Raw genomic sequence first — 18119 nt, forward strand, 5'->3', positions numbered from 1 at the left:
GGCACTTTGCTTCCTTACCTGCGGCCTAAAACGCTAATAGGGCAGAGTGGCAAGCCGGCCATCCCGGCTCAGCAGAACACGCCCTTCCTCAATCGCGTAGACGGTCCATCCATTGCTCAAGAGCGCGCCGACGAAATACTTTTGACCAGCAATGACAATATAGGGGTCGCTCCCGCGCCAAACAGCTTGGACCCCAATTGCGGGAGGCGTCTTCTCATCCTTGATAGCCACCGCATTGACGAGCGTATAAGCGCCATTGCTATTGTGATCAAACCGCTGCTGGACGTCTCGCCATGTGGCGAGCGAGGCGGGCGTAACTGAGCCATCGGCGGTGACAACGCCCGCCCCAGAGCCGACCTTGATGCCGACAAGTCCCGCTCTGTCAACTTCCTTTTGCAACCGTTCGGCAGCTGCATCGGTGGCCAGAGCATCAGGAGCGCTGAGCGCCAGCTTGGGCGCAATGTCCGGAGCAGGGGACGACGGACTTGACGCCACGGTGGTATCGGTCTGGACAAAACTGGATGAGACTGCGCCAACCGCGGCAGAGCTGATCAGGACCAAAGCGAGAAAGGCGAGCGATATATGCCGGCAGTCGATGGAGCCAGCTTGTTTGTAGTCCTCGATCGTCCAGCGAATGGACATCGCCCCGGCATGCAAAACGACAGGAAGAGGGACAACAATGGATTCGTTCGGTAAAACAGTCTCGTGCCCCTCGATCCTAACGTCCCTCGCAAGGGCCTCGATCTCGATTGAATTGGAATGAGGGGTGACACGAAGATGGTGCGGTTCGAGGCCTTGTTCGACGAAGATTAAGTCAGCATCGAGGCTGCTGCCAATCAGACACGATCCGACCCCCACTTTACTTGTCAGCCCGGAGTAACACCCCGACAACACTTCGAAATGCGGGCAATTTGGTTCATTCACGATCGGTTTCCTGAACAGCGAACGGAACCGTACGGCAAAACCGTACGGCCCGTGCGACTTCACAGACTAAGCAGCCGGGGAAAGTGGGGCGGCGACGTCGCCCCATCTCATCCCTTACTGCACCCGCTCATCGGCCGCTTTCTTGACGGTCGAGAGCTCGGTCGAGACGACGCGAAGTTCAACATCCCTCTCAGCAGCCTTTGTGCTGGTCAAGGTCAGAGCGGCGATTTGCCGTTGGAATGCCGCCTCTCCAGCAACTTCAGCAGCCGTGGAACCGGCTGCAGCAGTAGCGGTGCCGGCTGCCCCACCTGCAGTCGAGGTATGAGACGCACCAACGTTTTTAGACATACTATTCTCCTGTGTGCTCGAATTTCGCCGCGACGTGCGGCTCCTATTTCCTAACGTCGCAATATGCGACGTCAGGAATCCTCCTCTGTCTCGGCCATGACATCGTCGAAATGGCTCATTGCACTATTCGCAAATTGGAGAGCAACGGCTCCCAAAGCGACGCTGAACGCTTGCTGCATAGCGGCTTCTTGCGAGTTGCCGCCCATGGACGCGCCGCCATTTACGGGAATGTTTGCATCAGGCGATCCGGCATGATCGTCGCGCTCGCCAGGCTTGTGAGATCCTTTTTTGCCGCCGCTTTTGCCGCCAGCCGCATGGAGGTCAGCATCAACGTGCCCAGCGACGCTAGAGCTCGTAACGCGCATCGGGTTCTCCTATGTCAATTCGATCGTGCCAATGGAGGCAGTTTCCGCCCTCCACTATGCAAGTATTAGCTTTCGACAAGCTGACGAGTCGTAGAAAATGTAATGAGCCGATGGTCGATCATCATTATATGTCTTCACCAGCCGACCGTATTTGAACAAGTTGCCCGCGAAAGCTGGAGATCAGATGGTTAAGACAAACAATCGTTTGTGGAGCTTGATCGGGTGAGCACGTTGCTCATCGTTTCGAAAGCTTCAATAGCGAAATATCAAAGCCACCACTAACAAAAGCGTTTTGAGGCCGACGTGCTGCAATCTCGAACTCACGTCCCTTGCGATGCCTCCGAGCTCTTTCGACAATTTGCTTGGAGTCAGGCGAAGCGGCATGGAGCTTGACCTGGTCGGAGCGAGGCGGAAAGCCAGAGTGTTGACGGCCGATTCAGCGGCCAAGAGCGGTCTCTCGGTCCTGGCGGGCCCATAGCAGATCCGTCAATCGCGACTTACTTTCAGGGAGACCGAGCAGAAGCCCGCCACTCGAGAAAGAGCCCTTCGGACTTCTACCCGCTCTGGACCAATGTGCTCTCGATCCTTGCGCAACCGGCAGGCTCCGCGGCTGCGGCCGGTCTGTCGCGTAGTGTTAATGCATCGCGGTCTTGACAGGCGGCGTATGCAGTCGATGTGAACTTCACAGCGGCAGACTGGAGTTGAGGTCGGATTCGAACGATCGAGTGCGGCCAACATAGTTTGTACGCAGTGAAGAAGCCGAAATAAGTTCCTCGGATTCGGAGGCGGTCTCAAGTATGCTAGTAGAGCTTGCGCGACCTACTGCTCGGCAGAGAGGCCCAACCGCGCGGAGGCCGCGCAAGCTCGATTAGCGTTTCCAGCGTGATCCTGAGAAGATAGCGTCGCTCCGCCTAGGCATTAGCGCCTGCAGCTTGCAAGCGCTCGGATTCGATGCGAGCCTTCAGGTTATTCAGATAATCCTCCGCGTAGGACTGGGCCACCGAAACCGGCAGGTTGACGCCGGCCGTCGCGGCTTCTTGAATTGCCTGCTTCACCAAGCCTTCTCGCATTGCTAATTTGACTTCAGGTCCGGCGATGCAGCCCACCGCCTGTGCCGCAAGGCTCAGCCCGGCTTCTTCCAGCGCTTGCTTTATGTTGCCGCCACTGATGGCAGTGTGAAGAAGATTTGCAGCTTGCGCCTCGGCTTCGAGCACCATTGACGCCAGATCGGCCAATTCACCCAAGCCTGGAATGAAGCCAAGTACACCGACTGCTGTCGCGGCCCAGTCGAATACCTTAGAGCCAACTTTGAGCACGTCATTAAGTGCGTGCATGAAGGCGCCACCGTTCTTTTTGGGAGACTTGATGTCGGGCTGGTCTGCCACTCCCATCGTCATGTCCGCGACCGCGTCCTGCTCGGCAGGCGTTCGGACGGCATGCGTCTTCACTTGGTGAACGGTGCGGTTCGCACCCGACATGTTGTTGAAGAACTGGTTGAAGTCGGTGTTGCTGATGTTGCCGGAATCGACCGTATGGCCGCCGCCGAAGTCGAAGAACTTATGGTGGGTTTTGTAGCCCGTAATCGCGTTGTTCATCAACCCGAACAACACAGGATCGGAGAGCAGCTGGGAGGCCGCCTTTCGCACCTCGGGCGCGAGGCTCTTGTCATCCACCATGCTCGCCAGCTTTTCCCGGGTCAGATCACCCTTCCCGAAGAAAGCGTCTTGGTTCTTGCTGATCGTATTGAGCGTATCGAGCTCGGCTTGCGTGAGATTCATCGATGATGAAGCAACCTGCAGGAAGTCCTCTTTGTGGACCTTGTCTATCGAGCCTCCGTACAAGTGCTTCCATTCATCCGGGTGGTCGAGGAAGTATTGAGCGGCCGCGAGGACCTGTGGCGGGCATTTGCCGGTCTTAGCTTCGCCGTCGACGATCCGCTTTAAATCCGCAAGGCTCAGGTTCTTAGGCAGGTTGTCGGAATACCGATAGAGCTCGCGCAATGCATCGGTCTGGGTCATCACCGATGGCTCGCCATTCCGGGTGCCGTCGGAAGGGATGTAGTTTTGCGTATAGCTCTTTGCCCGCTGCTCCTGGAAAGCAGAAACCTGAGGGTGGTGATCGGAGAAGCCGGAGAGATCACCTGCTTTGATCTTCCCGCCGCAGCGGCCGTCACCTTGCGAGCCTATCGCATAGAAGAGCTCTGGGTCCTGTTGCAGAGCCTCGATCGCCGCCTTTAGATCCGGCGGTGTGGAGGGATCGTTGGCCAAATCTCCAAGAGATTTCCAATCCAGCGGGCATTTGTCTTTGTGTCGGTTCAGCACCGACACAATCTGCAGCTCGGCATCAGTCAGCGTGCCGCTGTTCCACGTGATCCTGGAGCTTTGTACGGGTGCCTCTGCAATCTTCGGGGCGCTCGCAGCGGAGGAGGACTCCGCGGAGGATGGCTCTGGGGCCTGCTGACATGCGTCCAGTGCAGCCTTGATCTCCGGCGGGAGGATGTTCCGCACCTCCTGCGTGAGTTCCTCCGTCAGCTGCTTGGCTGAGTCTGCAGCCGGCGGATCCTGTGCAGTCGAACGGTCATCGTCTTTCAACGAGAAACTAGCCAGCATCGCCTCGAAGTTTGAAAGATCCCGCGCCGATGAGGGTCCGGGGGCCAGCCCGGACAAGCTCGAGTTGGCGGTTAGTGACAGGTTGTTGACTGACATTATACGTCCTCTGATTTGAGATCGCACCACAAGCCGGTCATGTGGCGCAGCCCGAGAATCGCGACGAACAACGAGCAAGAAATGTCGATGGGCTTCGATGGCTCCTACCACTTGCTTCCGATTGCTCAGTGCGCCCCCAGCGCTCAGTTCCGCTACAATCTATAGGCACATCGCCGTCTAGATATTCACGCCACATGGTAGGTTCGATTAGCTTTCCAAAAGCTGACGGCGCTCAGAGGTTTCACAACGAGACGCGCAATGATGGTGTGAGAGGCGGTGATGGGTTCTCGATATCGGAATTGCCTTGCTTGTTATGCTCGATCGCTCGCCTCCGGGCCCACTAGCTCAAATTACAGAGGCCGAGTCTGCCGCTCTGCGGATGGTCACGTGCGATGATTCGTGAAACAAGGTCGCAGGTCTCCGCAGCATCTTATGGTGGAAATCACCCACGCGTAGCGACCTCGCGCCTGCGCCCCACCAGTTGGCGCTTGCGTAGATGCTCGAAGAGTCCGACGGTATTGTGCGGCCCCTATTGCCCCGAGCGGATCGAAGCTCAGCTGCACTCGGCATTCTTCATGTCATCATGCTTAGCCGCTTGGCGAGTGTTCGCTCGAACCCACAGGCCAAAGGGAAGGGTCCAGCGACGGTATGAGACGAATAAAACCTTCTTCTCGCCATTCCGCCGTGTGAGGCACACCCAGGATGGTGAACGTTGTTGTCCGGACACCCCTGGTAGGTATGAGATCGCGGCTTCTTAGCATTTCGATCTGAGCGGGCGTAGCTGTTTGGCCAGTGAAGACCCAGTCGTCCTTGGCGCGACGACCGTTCGCCATGGCGAAATCTCCAATTTCCGGCGGAGCAACCCCTGCGTGCAACGCGGGCCCAGCTTGAGACGGTCCAGCGTGAGGTGACCCGGCCCGCATGAGCCAAGGCTCAAGATCTTGCCAAACAAGGTCGTTGCCGAAATCGGAGGCGTCCGCGCGGTGTTGAGCGATCGGCTGTTGGGAATTGGACCGCTCGCCGCCGCTCAATGATGGCTCGACACGCGATGATCTGCCTCCGAGTTCCTGCCAAATTAGGTCCTGGCTGTATTCGGGTATTTCATGCAATGCCATTAGTTCACGCTCAAACTCCCTTGGACCGGCGGGCGATGAGGAGGAGTGGGACGCTGGGCTGTTGTCCGCCCGGCTTAGCGCGTTGAAGTCCATCCTGTTCCTCCTTTTGGACAGCGGAGTGGCTTTCATTCTTATGCGACGAAGCTCGTTTGCATGACGGACTTCGTGGAGTTGTTCAAAAGCTCGCATGAGGCGCTAAAGTGGAAAAGCACGCTCACCGATGCTGCTGGCATATTGCGCCACCCTGCGGCATCGGCCATCTACACATCCGCGCTCTGACAATGGCAGCAGTAGCTTTCGAAAAGCTGACAGAGGGCATAAGCAGACGCATTGCATCTCTTCGAGGCCATCTGTTGTCATCAAGTCATTTCTTACCTGCATCGGGTGTTTGGACCACGCCGTCTTGATGTGGTGCCTCCGGCGAAGGAGCGTCATTCGGTCGTCCTTCGCGAATGACCACGCTGGAGGATCCGCGAAACAGCATCAAAACCGACTCGTGCGGCGGCTTTTCGGCACCGCTCGGGTTTCGCCGTGCCTGTGCCTCCGCCGCAAGTCCTTTTACTGTTTGCTCCACAAGCGCGACAAAGCGGGGTGGACCAGAGGCGAAGACGAGGCCATCTCCCGGTACGGGTCTCACGATGTAACGCTCGTCGGAGATGTCGAGCGCATCGAGTGCCGCCTTGAACGCATCAAAGCTGATTGGACTCAAGACCAAAAGGCGGCTTTGCGCCTCATGCGCATCGGATACGTAGAGCACCAGCCCATCGTAGTACCATTGAAGATTGTAGAGATTAATCAGCCGTTCGAGGAACTCTCGCGGTGGTAGATCCGGCATTCGCCCCCGAATCCGACCCTTCACCCCGGTGCTGATATTGACTCTGATATTTAGGTTGTTGCCGAATTCCTGCAGTGCGGCCGCGAGGTCCTGATCCAGAACTGTGTAACTATAAGGCGTCGATGGCAGCGCCAGGGGAGCGCCGAGCGCCTCGACGACGCCAAAGCAAATGAAAACACCAGCATAGAGAACTTTCTTCAAGATGTGCAGCCTTGTGGATGGGATGAGCATTCCTGCTATTTTTACACTTGAGAACAAGCACCGGAATTTGTCCCAAAATTTGGAAGCCGATGCTTCGTCCCAAATTGGAAGCTAACCGTGATCATTAGATGACAGATGCTCGTCAGTTTTTGGTCAGCTTGCTTCTCTAAGGTGCGGCCCATTCGTGTGAACGAACGGCTCATCTCACCACGTGACAGAAATGATTTCCTCCATGTTGTTTGGCGTTACGTCGATCCCTGCCAACTCCGTAGAGTGTGCCTCTAACGGCTGTTCGCCGGCGCACACTCAGTTTGGCGAGAGTCTTGCGCAGGTGGCCTCGAACCAAGGTGTCGTCTCTTCTGTGACCGAGCACGCGCCAGCTCCATCGCTGCCGGAAGTGCAGCGCGCAGTAGCGCCGGCGAGCCCGCTAGGCGATCGCGTCCTTCAGAGCATTTCTGCTATCCACCAGGGCAAACCATTTCCGTCGGGTGCAGTTTCGCCGACGCTCGTCGGCGAGCCTAATCCTACCAAGAGTCTGCAGCTTGGGCCGGCCGCACAACCGGTCTTGCGTGTGCAGCAAGTGGAGGTGCATCCAGTGGGAAAACCGGAGGGTGCGGATCATTTCGACTCGGCGCTGGCGAATCTGCGGGATGTTTACAGCGGCGTCATCCAGGTTTCGCTCATCTCCAAGGGGACAGGTGCTGTCAGTTCGTCTCTGAATAAGCTTCTATCGGCGGGCTGAGCGGGCCGTTGGCTGTCTTGACGAAAGACAAGATCGGTAATGGCCGGCCCGCAAGAAAGCGGCTTGATGCTCTCGTCCTGTTGCTGCTTTTGCTGACCCTCGCCGGTTGCAAAGCTGATCTGTATACCAAAGTTCAGGAGCGTGAAGCCAACGAGATGCTTGGGCTGCTCCTGAGCAAGGGCGTCGATGCCATCCGTGTGGTCGGTAAGGATGGGACCAGCACGATTCAGGTGGAAGAAAGGCAGCTCGCCTACTCAATCGAGCTGCTGAATGACCATGGCTTGCCGCGCCAATCCTTCAAGAGTCTTGGTGAGGTGTTCAAGGGGGCGGGCCTCGTTGCCTCTCCGGTTGAGGAGCGAGCCCGCTACGTCTATGCTCTCAGTGAAGAATTGTCGCGCACGATCAACGATATCGATGGGGTTCTCTCCGCCCGTGTTCATGTCGTTCTGCCGAAGAATGATCTTTTGCGACAGGATGCAACCCCGTCCTCGGCGTCGGTTTTCATTCGACACGCCTCGAACGCGAAGCTCTCAGCCTTGCTGCCGCAGATCAAGATGCTCGTCGCCAACAGCATCGAAGGTCTATCGTACGACAAGGTGGCGGTCGTGTTCGTGCCGGTTGAGCGAGCTCAGCATGAGGTCTCCGTTGTGCCGGCGGCAGCTTCCGCCGCACCAACCAAATTCATCGCAACTCACATTGCGATCGGTGCAGGAGGTGCGCTCGCCGCGTTGGGCATTCTATCTTACGTGCTGCTGAGCACACGTGGGCGACAGCTTCGTCAATCCTGGCGCAAAGTGACAAATCTCGGCAGAGGTGCCAGCAAGCGAGCGGTCCAGTCCGCCGGCAAAAAACCGTCCTCCGATTCGAAATAGGCGGCAAGCAGGTCCGTATCGATGGCATCCACTGACCCAAATCATTCACTCAACCCGCATCCCGATCGCCTGCGCGAGCTTGCCGCTTTGATTCATCCCGGCCGGTTTGCCGGCCATCTTGATGAGCTCCTGTCGGCCGCCACAGTGCTGCAGCTGCAGAAGACTCCGAGACTGCAGCAAAGACTGGTCGAATTGCTAATGGGCAGTGAGCTGGTCTCGAACGGAACCGACTGGGGTAGGGACGTTCTGCTCGGGCATGATCCGCGTCGGGCGGCCCTGCTCGCCGGCAGTATCTGGCATGCCCGTTCGGTGCTCAAGCTTGTGTCAAGGCACGATGTAGCGATTCTGATCGAAAATATTGGTGCGGAAGCTCATGCTTTCGCAATCCGACACTCATCCATCGCCGTCGCAACCACATCGATTGACGATCCGCAGAAGCTCGCGAGCCAGATTGAACATGACGGATGTGCCTGCCTTGGTGCTTGGCTCAAGGACGCATCAGAGCTTGACCGTGTGCGCGTTCTTTTCCGCTTACCTGTGGGGACCACCGCCGAATCCCCAACAGCCGAACACCACAATTCAGCGGGTCAGTTACTGTCTTTGGTGGTGGCCCACTTGGCCACGGAGGAGCCAGCGGCATGACGGCCAACGAAACAGACTTGCCAGATAGCCCGCGGATACGGCCGCTTGGTCCGCTGATACCATGCGCGGAACTTGGTATCTGGTACGATGCGGTGCAGACGCTCGCGCTAGCCGAGCGATATCTGCGGAGGGTTCGCAGTTGGGCAAGGAGAGCCTATCAGCAGGAGCGGGAGCGCGGCCATTGCGAAGGTCTTAGGTCAGGCTCGGACGAAATGGCACAGCTGGTCGCCCGAGCTGCTTCCGATGTGGCCCGGCGAAAAGCCGTTCTGCAACAGGAGTTGCCACAGCTCGTGATTGAGATATTGACCGGTTTGTTGGGCTCCTTTGATCCGGGTGAGATGTTGGTAAGGACCGTTCGTCACGCCATCGAGCAAAGGTATGGCAGCGCAGAAGTATGCCTTCACGTGTCTCCTGTGAATGCTGATGCACTAAGGCGTGAATTCGTGGCGTTCGACGGAACGGATAGTCGGCCGAAAGTCAGAATTGATCCGGACCCGGCCGTGGGGCCTGACCAGTGCGTCCTGTGGAGTGAGTTCGGCAGTGTCGATTTAGGACTTGCCGCGCAGCTCCGCACATTGCGTCTCAGCCTTAATCCATCTTCTCAGGAAAGCGATCCGTGACGACGCAACGATCAGGCCATGATCAATCGGCCGGAGAAGGAGATGTGCATGCGGCGATAGCATCTCTAAGATTCGCAGCAAAGGATGTCGATACGCGTGCCGTGCGGGGACGGATCACGCGTGCGATCGGCACCTTGCTCCATGCCGTGTTGCCGGGGGCCCGTGTTGGAGAACTTTGCCTGTTGCAGGATCACGCTTCCGGATGGTCACTTCAAGCGGAAGTCATCGGTTTGCTGCCGGACGGGGTATTGCTGACGCCCATTGGCGATCTGGTAGGCTTGTCCCACCGCGCGGAAGTGCTCCCGACCGGGCGCATGCAGGAGGTGTCAGTCGGGCCCGACCTGCTCGGCCGCGTAATCGATAGCTTCGGCCGTCCACTCGATGGCAAGGGGCCGATAAAGACGATCCACACGCGTCCGCTCCGCGGCAAGGCGCCCAACCCGATGAGGCGGCGTGGCATCGAGCAGACGTTTCCGCTCGGCGTTCGCGTGCTGGATGGACTTCTGACGTGTGGCGAAGGGCAGCGGATCGGAATCTATGGAGATGCCGGTTGCGGTAAGTCGACGCTGATGTCGCAAATCGTAAAAGGCGCGGCCGCAGATATCACCGTGGTTGCGCTCATAGGAGAGCGTGGACGCGAGGTACGCGAATTCATCGAACGTCATATTGGAGATGCCCTCGCTCGCACGATCGTTGTCGTTGAGACATCCGATCGATCGGCAATGGAGCGGGCGCAATGCGCTCATATGGCGACCGCACTCGCCGAGTATTTTCGTGATCAAGGGCTGCAGGTCGTTCTGATGATGGATTCGCTGACGCGCTTTAGCCGTGCGATGCGCGAAATCGGCCTTGCCGCAGGAGAACCTCCTACCCGGCGCGGCTTTCCTCCTTCCGTCTTTGCGCTGCTGCCTGGTCTGTTGGAGCGTGCCGGTATGGGCGAGCGGGGCTCGATCACGGCATTCTATACCGTGCTGGTCGAAGGTGACGGCACGGGCGATCCGATCGCCGAAGAGTCGCGCGGCATTCTCGATGGTCATATCATGCTTTCGCGCGCGCTGGCCTCGCGAGAGCATTTTCCCGCCATCGATGTGCTGTCGAGCCGAAGTCGTGTCATGGATGCGGTCGTCTCTGGTCCACATCGCAAGGCGGCATCCGTCTTCCGCGATCTGCTCTCGCGCTACAATGAGGCTGAGTTCCTGATCAAGGTCGGTGAATACAAGTCGGGCAGCGATCCACTGACCGATCGGGCAATCGATTCGATCGAGGAACTGCGCGCATTCTTGCGCCAAGGACAGGACGAGCCGTCTAGCTTTGAGGAGACCGTTTCATGGATGTCGCGTCTGACGGCCTAAATCTCGTGCAAGCGTCGAAATTGCGGCTGGTGAAAGACATGAGAGAGCGAAGCGCGCTTCGTGAATTATCCAACATGGAAGCCAGGCGCCGAATTGCGGTCGAAGCGCTGCAGCGAGCGTCTGAGAATCTTGAAGGCGCGGAGAATCGTCGCGCCAAGGTCGAAGCTGAACTTTATCAGGAGCTGGCGTCGCTCAAGACGATGTCCGTGACCGAGCTCGATCGTCGCTGTCAACTCGTCCTTGGGCGACTGGCAGCACAGATCGAATCGGCACGCCAGGCGCGTGAGCAGGCGCGCGTCGCGCATGACCAGGCTCAGCGGTCAGTGAATGAGGCGCGGACCATATGGGCCAAGCGTTCGGCGGCGAGCCAGAAATGGGAGGAGATTGAGGGCGATGTCCAGCGCACCACCGCTGTCCGTTCGGAGTGTGCAGCCGAAATCGATGCCGACGACGAGGTTTTGCTCCGATATCAGGGTGGTTCGCGCAGCCAAGCGGTCGGTGGCTCGAACTGATGGCTTGTTCTCTTATGACGTCGCGAGCTGCCGTGGAACCTGTCGGTAAATGCCGTGGGTGAACCCGCATTATTTCAGCCAGCGGTAAAGTTGTCGCATGGCGTGGTCTCGTGGCTCAACGAGGTCGCCGCACCACGCACGGTTCTGCAGAGCCGCCTTCGCGATAAGCCGCTATCGATCCGTATAAGCCGGCTTGTTTGGCAGGCCGAGCCATATGCCATGTCGATGCTCGACTGCGTATTTTGCGCCGGAGGCGAGACCGCTGTCTTGTCCTTGCCCCGCCTTCTCGTCGAGGCGCTGATTTCAATGGTCCAGTATGGCCTTACTTTACCTTCCGACCCAACCCGCTCGCTGCTTCTAGAACTTGCTCTGGAACCTTGGCTCGCTCGATTAGAGATCATGCTCGCGCGGAATTTGCAGCTGATCCGCATCGAAGACGCGACGGCCAAAGACCCCTATTTGGAGTTCGACGTTACTTTCGGACCGCTGGCAGCCAAGGCCCGCCTGTTCTTGTTCGCGCCACTTGACGGTCTGGTTCCGTCTGCGTTTCGTGTGTTAGGCGAGTTGATCGGCCAATTACCGCGAGACTTAGGCAAGATTTCTTCGGAATTGCCGGTCGTGATTGCGAGAGAGATCGGCTCGCTGCGGGCGCCCGTCAGGCTTCTTCGTCAAGCACAGGCCGGCGACGCACTGCTGCCCGACGTCATTCCATTTGCCCATGGCCAGCTCATCCTCGCTGCGGACAAGTTGTGGGCGCCGGCGCAGGTCGCGGCCGACAGACTTATCCTTCGCGGACCATTCCGCCTGCAGTCCCATCCTCTAAGGTATGCAAATATGACGATACGACCCCAAGCGGAGCAAGCAATCCCGCCCTCGGAAGCCGACATCGACAGTGTTGAGATCACGCTTGTGTTCGAATGCGGCCGCTGGCCCATCCCGCTGGGTACGTTGAGAAGCATCAGCGAGGGGCACGTGTTCGAGCTTGGCCGGCAGCTGGACGGTCCGGTCGACATTGTCGCCAACGGTCAATTGATCGGCCGCGGCGACATCGTACGTGTCGGTGAAGCGTTGGGCATCCGGTTACGTAGCAGGTTGGCGGTCAATGGTTGACATTCAACCGAGCATCCTTGCGCTTGTTGCGACGACCGTCGGCCTTGGCCTGTTGACGTTCGCAGTCGTCACAACGACGGCGTTCATCAAGGTTTCCGTTGTTCTCTTCCTGATCCGCAACGCGCTCGGCACTCAGTCCATACCACCGAACATCGTTCTGTATGGCGCTGCATTGATCCTCACCGTGTTCATAGACGCCCCGGTATTCGAGCAAACATACAACCGCGTGACCGATATGCAACTTCGTTACCAAACCGCCGACGACTGGTTGACCGCCGCCAAGGAGGGCAGCGAGCCGCTGCGCGCCCATCTCAAGAAGTTCACCACTGAGGAGCAGCGCACGTTCTTCCTGTCGTCGACGGAACATATCTGGTCGGCGGAGATGCGCGGCAACGCAACAGCCGATGATTTTGCGATCCTCGTGCCGTCCTTTTTGATCTCGGAGCTTAAGCGCGCGTTTGAAATCGGTTTCCTTCTCTATCTTCCGTTCATCACAATTGACCTGATTGTGACGACAATTCTGATGGCCATGGGCATGTCAATGGTGTCACCAACAATGATATCCGTTCCTTTCAAGCTTTTTCTGTTCGTCACAATCGACGGCTGGTCACGGCTCATGCACGGATTGGTCTTAAGCTACGCATCTGCGGGGAGTTGAGATGCACGAGGCCAGCATCCTCACCCACCTGAGCCGATCACTGGTCCTGTTCATGATCTGGGTTCTACCGCCGCTCCTGGCAGCCCTCGTGGCGGGATTGGGTATCGGCATCGTGCAGGCAGCAACCCAGCTCCAGGATCAAACCTTGCCGCTTACCGTGAAGCTCCTCGTCGTCGTCGCCGTGCTCGTTCTGTTTGCTCCGGTGCTGAGCGCGCCGCTGATCGAGCAAGCCCAGCAGATCTTCACTGAGTTCCCCGCGCTCACAGCGAGGTATTAGAGCGCGGAACGCACGGCTGTCTGAGTTTTAGCTATAGCGCGCGTTTGTCGGCCTTGATCGTGAACCACAAAAGGGCGAGTTCGTCAGCTTATCGAAAGCTCGCCTCACTAGCATGCGACGGATAGGTATCCGAACTGTCCTGTTCGGCTCCGTGAGCCTGCCTTATTCGGAGGAAGAATGACCCTATTTGGAAGTTCTATCCATTCGATTTGGGTTTTGCTTACGACGTGACGGAATTACCTGCTGAGACCTGGTCCTCGATGCATTGCCTGGCGAGTTGTCGACGCAGTGAACGGGCGAACTGCTTTGATTGCAAGCGGCCCCACGATTCTGGCGTTCTGGTGAATGAGCCTGCGAATGAAGGTGCCGCTCGAGCCGATCTCCATAGACTGCGAAATTGATGGAAGCTTTGAGGCCCTCAGATCTCCAAACCGCGCTGCGGCCGGTGAGAGCGGAAGAAGCGTGGCTTGTAGGCGCGCAGCGGCTTTCGCCGGTGCTCTCATCGAATGGTCATACCTCTGCGCCGGATGGCTGTAGTCATATGGATGGTTGAAGCCGAAGTCATCTGCCTTGTGGGAGACCTGTCGCTCTGCAACCGCTCGGACACGAGATCTGCAGAGTTCTTGACGTCTCACATCATGGCGACGTGAGTGCGACGGTTGCATTGGCTGAAGGAACGCCGAGCTGAGCTCAAATGGATGCCTTGTCACCTACCGAGACGCAAACTCTGATTCAGACTGCTGTCGAGTTCGTCGTTGCGGCCGGACTTGGTGGGGCCCGGGCCCTCGGCATTATGCTGGTTCTTCCGGTATTCACGCGACCGCACATTAGCGGGATTATCCGCGCAAGCGCGACGGTTGTGATTGGATTGCCTTGCTTGATGCAGATCAGGAACGGCTTGCAGACACTAGATCCGGGTACCCGTATGGTTGCGGTCTCGCTCCTCGGCTTGAAGGAGATATTTATCGGCCTGCTGTTCGGTTTTCTGCTTAGTATACCACTCTGGAGCATCCAGGCCGTTGGTGACATCATTGATACCCAGCGCGGCATCTCCAACCAGGTGGACGATCCTGCCACACGCAGTCAAGCCGCCCCGATGGGGCTCTTTCTCGGGACTGCCGCGGTTACGATCTTCGTTGTATCAGGAGGTCTGCAGACCATGGTCAGATGCCTCTATGGAAGTTATCTGATCTGGCCCGTATATCGGCTGCTACCGCCCCTGACCCACCACGGGGCAATGGAGTTTATCGGGCTTCTCGACCATATCATGCATACGACCCTCGTGGTCGCCGGGCCCGTGCTGGCTCTGCTGCTTCTGATCGACGTATCCCTCATGCTGCTCGGGCGCTTTGCGCCGCAAGTCAAGCTGAACGATCTCTCTTCGACCATCAAGAATGCCGCCTTTGGCATCATTATGGCCAGCTACGCCGTCTTCCTGATCGAATATATGGGAGCAGAGATCATTCGGTTCAACGGCGTGCTGGAGTGGCTCGAGAAGTTCTTGAAATGAACGACACGAGCGAAGAGAAAAACCTTCCACCAAGTCACAAGAAGCTGAGGGACGCGCGGAAGAAAGGGCAGAGCCCGCGGAGCGCCGACTTTGTTACCGCGGCAAGCCTTTGCGCTGGTTTCGGCTGCCTGTGCTTCAGGGCGGGCCCGATCGAAGACGGATGGCGCGAAGCCGTGCGGTTCACCGACAAGCTGCAGGAACAGCCCTTCAACAGTGCGGCCCGGCAGGCGTTGGTCGGATTGATGGACCTTTCTATAACAGCCGCGGCTCCCATCCTAGGTGCGGCGGTTGCTGCGGCGATTGTGGCCGGTGTCTTGGCCGGCGGCGGGCTGACGATTTCGGTTGAGCCGCTTAAACCCAGCTTTGAGAAATTGGACCCCGTCAAAGGGCTGAAGCGGATTGTCTCCCAGCGGTCGGTTGTCGAGCTTGGAAAGTCTATCGTCAAAGTTTTGGTTCTTGGCGCTACGTTCGTTTTCACTGTGCTCGCAAGTTGGAGGGCACTGGTATACTTGCCCGTGTGCGATTTGAGCTGCTTTGGTTTTGTCTTTAAAGAGCTCAAAGTGCTGATCGCGATTGCTGCCGGCGCTCTTCTGATTGGCGGCTTGGCCGATCTGCTCATTCAGCGTTGGTTGTTCTTGCGCGACATGCGCATGACGCAGAGCGAAGCCAAGCGCGAGTCCAAGGAACAGGATGGTAATCCGCAGATCAAGGGTGAACACCGCAGGCTCCGCCGGGAGTCGGCGAACGAGTCTCCGCTCGGCATTCATCGGGCGACAGTGATACTGACGGGGCGAGCGACATTGATTGGACTGCGCTACGTTCGGGGCGAGACCGGCGTCCCGGTACTGGTGTGCCGCGGCGAGGGCGAAACGGCTTCACAGTTACTGGCGGAGGCGCGCGCCCAACGTCTGAGCATTGTCGAGGATCATGTGTTGGCGCGTCAGCTGATCCGGAAGGGTGCGATGGGCAAGGCCGTTCCGATGGAGTGTTTCGAGAGGGTTGCAAAGGCAGTCTTTGCCGCCGGCCTAGTTTAGCGTCGCGCAAAACAGCGATGCGCTCAAATCTCTGGTCAACGACCCAACTGTCCCAGAACCTGATCGGCAAGCTGCACGATCCCAAGAAAAGGACCGGGCAAAGATTGGATTCCAGGAGGCTCGTCGGCCGATTCCAAGACTGATATGGACAAGAATGGCCAACCGATGTTCATGCTGCTCGGGTCTTACGAGCCGCTTATTGGATTTCTGGCGCAACCCTGCTATGCGTTTCATTCTCCAAATTGCTCCTGTTGCCCGCCGACGTGGCCCCAAGTGCGGTGAAGGGAAGCACTGCACGATCACCACTGGTCGGCATGACAGCGCCATTGCCTAACAAGTCGCCAGGTTCATTGACCATAACCGCAAGGTTATTCCGGACTGAGCAGCCAAGGGTTGGATTGAACGAATTGTCGTTCACTGTAGGAGCGACGATGGAGAGCGAGGGGCAGACCGGAGGATGGGCTTCGAAAGTGATCGCTTCAATCCTCCCCCCGGAACGAGCCGGCAAATCCACACGAGAAGCGGACAGGTGGATGTTGTAGGTGGCAACGCCCATGGCGCGAGCCTCGTGGGCCACCTGTGCAATGAGTCTGGGTGGGCCGATGACACGCACATGGAGGGCATCTCGCCGGCCGCGACTGGTCGCTGCAATAAAGCTTCGCAGCCGATGCCGTTCGGGGCCACGAAGGCTCTGCAGGAACAGCACGCTACTCTTCTGCTCGACCCGGATCTCTTGGTCAGCCGGCGCGGGCTGGATCGAGGCAGTATTTGCGCAGCCCCCCAATGTTGCTCCAATAACGATCGGGTAGCACAGATGTCGCAAAGTCATTTGGCGATCCTCATTCGATAATAAAGCCGGCGCTGCCGGTCAATCCTGGTGTGCTGGCGCGAGGCGCATCGCGATCTCGCGGCGGCCGGGCCACCGTGTTTGTCAAAATCCGCCCCGCATCTGAGGGCGGTGCGATGCGGTCGCTTGGCGCACTCATCTTGTTCGGGTTCGATGCGGGCCGTACGATGTAGGGCGTGACAATAATGACCAGCTCGGTTTCACGTTTTTGAAACGATGAGGAGCGAAAAAGCGCGCCCAGGATCGGCACATCGCCGAGCCAGGGAAACTCGCCGATATCAGTGTTGAAGTTGCGCCTGATGAGGCCGCCGATTGCAAAGCTCTGACCGCTGGCGAGCTCGACCACGGTGCTGGCCCGCCGAGTCGAGAGGGCAGGGACCGCCATGCCATTGATTTTGACCTCGCCTTCGCTCGACAATTCGCTGACTTCGGGCTTCACACGGACAATGATCTGATTATTGTTGAGAACCGTCGGAACGAACTCGAGGCTCACGCCGAACTGGCGAAATTGGACGGACACCTGCCGGTTGTCCTGCATCACCGGAATGGGGAATTCGCCGCCGGCGAGGAAGCTTGCGGCTTCGCCGGACATGGCCGTTAGATTCGGCTCAGCCAGGATTGAGGCGAGGTGCTCGCTCGCGAGAGCGTCGAGAACAGCGCTCAGGTTGGTATTGCCGGCGCTAAACCCAATCCCGATCGTGCCGCCGCCGCCGGCCGCGCCGGACCCGCCCCCTTTGCCGGTCACAAGGAAAGCGCCGTTTGGGCTCGAGGCCGTGAAGTTGATGTTGAGATCCTTGACGGCGCTGCGGGAGACTTCTGCCACCCGTACGCTGAGATTCACTTGCAATGAGCCGGCGACCTGGATCTTGTTGACAACCAGCGCGCCCGCACCAAGAAACTGCTCGGTGACCTTCCTGGCGGTCTCGACGACATCGGCACTAGGCGCCGTACCGCTAAGGATCGCGCCGCGCGGGGTATAGCTGACCTGAATTGGATAGTCGCCGACCTCGGCCTTAAGCGCGGCCCGCAGATCCTCGATCGGTTGGGTAACGACAACACGCAGCTCGGCGAGAGCCTCTCCGTTGTCGTTCAGGGCAAACAGGCTCGTCCGTCCGGCCTTTTTGCCAAACACGAAAATCGTGGTGTTCGATGGCGCCTGATAATCCGCAATCGCCGGGTCGGCTATAAAAATGCTCGCAGCCGGTCCGGTCAGATGAACTGTTTTACCCTGTGAGGAGGTTAGGTTGAGCGTGCCGGTGGTGCTGCCTGGCGCCGCGCGTGGCGGTTCTCCCTTGCCATCCCGCTTTGTCTGAGCTGTGACTGCAAGCGGAAATAGCAGAGCGACTGCGCACAGCACGTAGCAGAGGCGGGGAAAAGCGGCACACTGCAACCCGCTGGCGACCATCGACGGCTCATCAGCGCCGGCGGCATTGTTAATGACGTTCAAGGG

The 18119-nt window shown here is 58.2% G+C and carries 18 protein-coding genes; 11 read left to right on the plus strand and 7 right to left on the minus strand.

Annotated features, from left to right (window positions below):
• Positions 1–33: 33 nt before the first annotated feature.
• The 5 genes from ACTEK7_RS35665 to ACTEK7_RS35685 all read right to left on the minus strand — a co-directional run bounded on the left by ACTEK7_RS35665 (position 34) and on the right by ACTEK7_RS35685 (position 6523).
• The gene (locus ACTEK7_RS35665; protein ID WP_225129513.1) at positions 34–924 is read right to left on the minus strand and encodes a SctD/MshK family protein; all 891 of its coding nucleotides are present in this window, start codon (positions 922–924) and stop codon (positions 34–36) included.
• A gap of 114 nt (positions 925–1038) precedes the next feature.
• Positions 1039–1272 carry a nodulation protein NopA gene (locus ACTEK7_RS35670; RefSeq protein ID WP_225129511.1) on the minus strand — a complete coding sequence of 78 codons (234 nt, stop codon included), beginning with the start codon at positions 1270–1272 and terminating at the stop codon, positions 1039–1041.
• Between the two features lie 71 nt (positions 1273–1343).
• The gene (locus ACTEK7_RS35675) at positions 1344–1637 is read right to left on the minus strand and encodes a hypothetical protein (protein ID WP_225129509.1); all 294 of its coding nucleotides are present in this window, start codon (positions 1635–1637) and stop codon (positions 1344–1346) included.
• A 911-nt stretch (positions 1638–2548) separates the two neighbouring features.
• Positions 2549–4342 (minus strand): HrpF/NolX family T3SS translocon protein, encoded by a 1794-nt coding sequence (locus ACTEK7_RS35680; RefSeq protein ID WP_275945353.1) that lies wholly within the window; start codon positions 4340–4342, stop codon positions 2549–2551.
• A 1479-nt stretch (positions 4343–5821) separates the two neighbouring features.
• Positions 5822–6523, minus strand: coding sequence for a secretin N-terminal domain-containing protein (locus tag ACTEK7_RS35685; protein ID WP_225129507.1), 702 nt, complete (start codon positions 6521–6523; stop codon positions 5822–5824).
• Positions 6524–6713: 190 nt separating this feature from the next.
• On the opposite strand from ACTEK7_RS35685, the gene ACTEK7_RS35690 reads away from it, so the two are divergent.
• The 11 genes from ACTEK7_RS35690 (at position 6714) to ACTEK7_RS35740 (ending at position 15822) form a co-directional block, all read left to right on the plus strand.
• On the plus strand, positions 6714–7235 hold the full coding sequence (locus tag ACTEK7_RS35690; protein WP_225129506.1) for a nodulation protein NolB: 522 nt from the start codon (positions 6714–6716) through the stop codon (positions 7233–7235).
• A gap of 17 nt (positions 7236–7252) precedes the next feature.
• Positions 7253–8107, plus strand: coding sequence for a type III secretion system inner membrane ring lipoprotein SctJ (gene sctJ, locus ACTEK7_RS35695; RefSeq protein ID WP_225129505.1), 855 nt, complete (start codon positions 7253–7255; stop codon positions 8105–8107).
• A gap of 21 nt (positions 8108–8128) precedes the next feature.
• Positions 8129–8749 carry a nodulation protein NolU gene (locus ACTEK7_RS35700; protein ID WP_225148667.1) on the plus strand — a complete coding sequence of 207 codons (621 nt, stop codon included), beginning with the start codon at positions 8129–8131 and terminating at the stop codon, positions 8747–8749.
• Positions 8746–9369 carry a type III secretion system stator protein SctL gene (sctL, locus tag ACTEK7_RS35705; RefSeq protein WP_225129501.1) on the plus strand — a complete coding sequence of 208 codons (624 nt, stop codon included), beginning with the start codon at positions 8746–8748 and terminating at the stop codon, positions 9367–9369. The genes ACTEK7_RS35700 and sctL overlap by 4 nt, the downstream gene beginning before the upstream one ends.
• Positions 9366–10721, plus strand: a complete 1356-nt coding sequence (gene sctN, locus ACTEK7_RS35710; protein ID WP_345944107.1) for a type III secretion system ATPase SctN — start codon at positions 9366–9368, stop codon at positions 10719–10721. Before sctL ends, sctN begins: the two co-directional genes overlap by 4 nt.
• Positions 10697–11233 carry a hypothetical protein gene (locus tag ACTEK7_RS35715; RefSeq protein ID WP_225129499.1) on the plus strand — a complete coding sequence of 179 codons (537 nt, stop codon included), beginning with the start codon at positions 10697–10699 and terminating at the stop codon, positions 11231–11233. The genes sctN and ACTEK7_RS35715 overlap by 25 nt, the downstream gene beginning before the upstream one ends.
• A 54-nt stretch (positions 11234–11287) precedes the next feature.
• The gene (gene sctQ, locus ACTEK7_RS35720; RefSeq protein ID WP_225129497.1) at positions 11288–12343 is read left to right on the plus strand and encodes a type III secretion system cytoplasmic ring protein SctQ; all 1056 of its coding nucleotides are present in this window, start codon (positions 11288–11290) and stop codon (positions 12341–12343) included.
• On the plus strand, positions 12336–13001 hold the full coding sequence (sctR, locus tag ACTEK7_RS35725) for a type III secretion system export apparatus subunit SctR (RefSeq protein ID WP_225129495.1): 666 nt from the start codon (positions 12336–12338) through the stop codon (positions 12999–13001). The genes sctQ and sctR overlap by 8 nt, the downstream gene beginning before the upstream one ends.
• Position 13002: 1 nt before the next feature.
• A complete protein-coding gene (locus ACTEK7_RS35730; protein WP_225129493.1) occupies positions 13003–13278 on the plus strand; it encodes an EscS/YscS/HrcS family type III secretion system export apparatus protein in 276 nt (91 codons plus the stop codon).
• A 694-nt stretch (positions 13279–13972) separates the two neighbouring features.
• A complete protein-coding gene (sctT, locus tag ACTEK7_RS35735) occupies positions 13973–14788 on the plus strand; it encodes a type III secretion system export apparatus subunit SctT (protein ID WP_225129491.1) in 816 nt (271 codons plus the stop codon).
• Entirely contained in the window at positions 14785–15822 is a 1038-nt protein-coding gene (locus ACTEK7_RS35740; RefSeq protein WP_225129489.1) for an EscU/YscU/HrcU family type III secretion system export apparatus switch protein, read from the plus strand. The genes sctT and ACTEK7_RS35740 overlap by 4 nt, the downstream gene beginning before the upstream one ends.
• A gap of 196 nt (positions 15823–16018) precedes the next feature.
• On the opposite strand, the gene ACTEK7_RS35745 is transcribed toward ACTEK7_RS35740, so the two are convergent.
• Together ACTEK7_RS35745 and ACTEK7_RS35750 are read right to left on the minus strand one after the other, a co-directional pair.
• Positions 16019–16651, minus strand: coding sequence for a CpaD family pilus assembly lipoprotein (locus ACTEK7_RS35745; RefSeq protein WP_225129487.1), 633 nt, complete (start codon positions 16649–16651; stop codon positions 16019–16021).
• 10 nt (positions 16652–16661) lie between these two features.
• Positions 16662–18116: a type II and III secretion system protein family protein gene (locus ACTEK7_RS35750; RefSeq protein ID WP_225129485.1), complete on the minus strand. Its 1455-nt coding sequence runs from the start codon at positions 18114–18116 to the stop codon at positions 16662–16664.
• Between the last annotated feature and the right edge of the window lie 3 nt (positions 18117–18119).

The sequence above is a fragment of the Bradyrhizobium sp. JHI2711 genome (assembly GCF_056156565.1).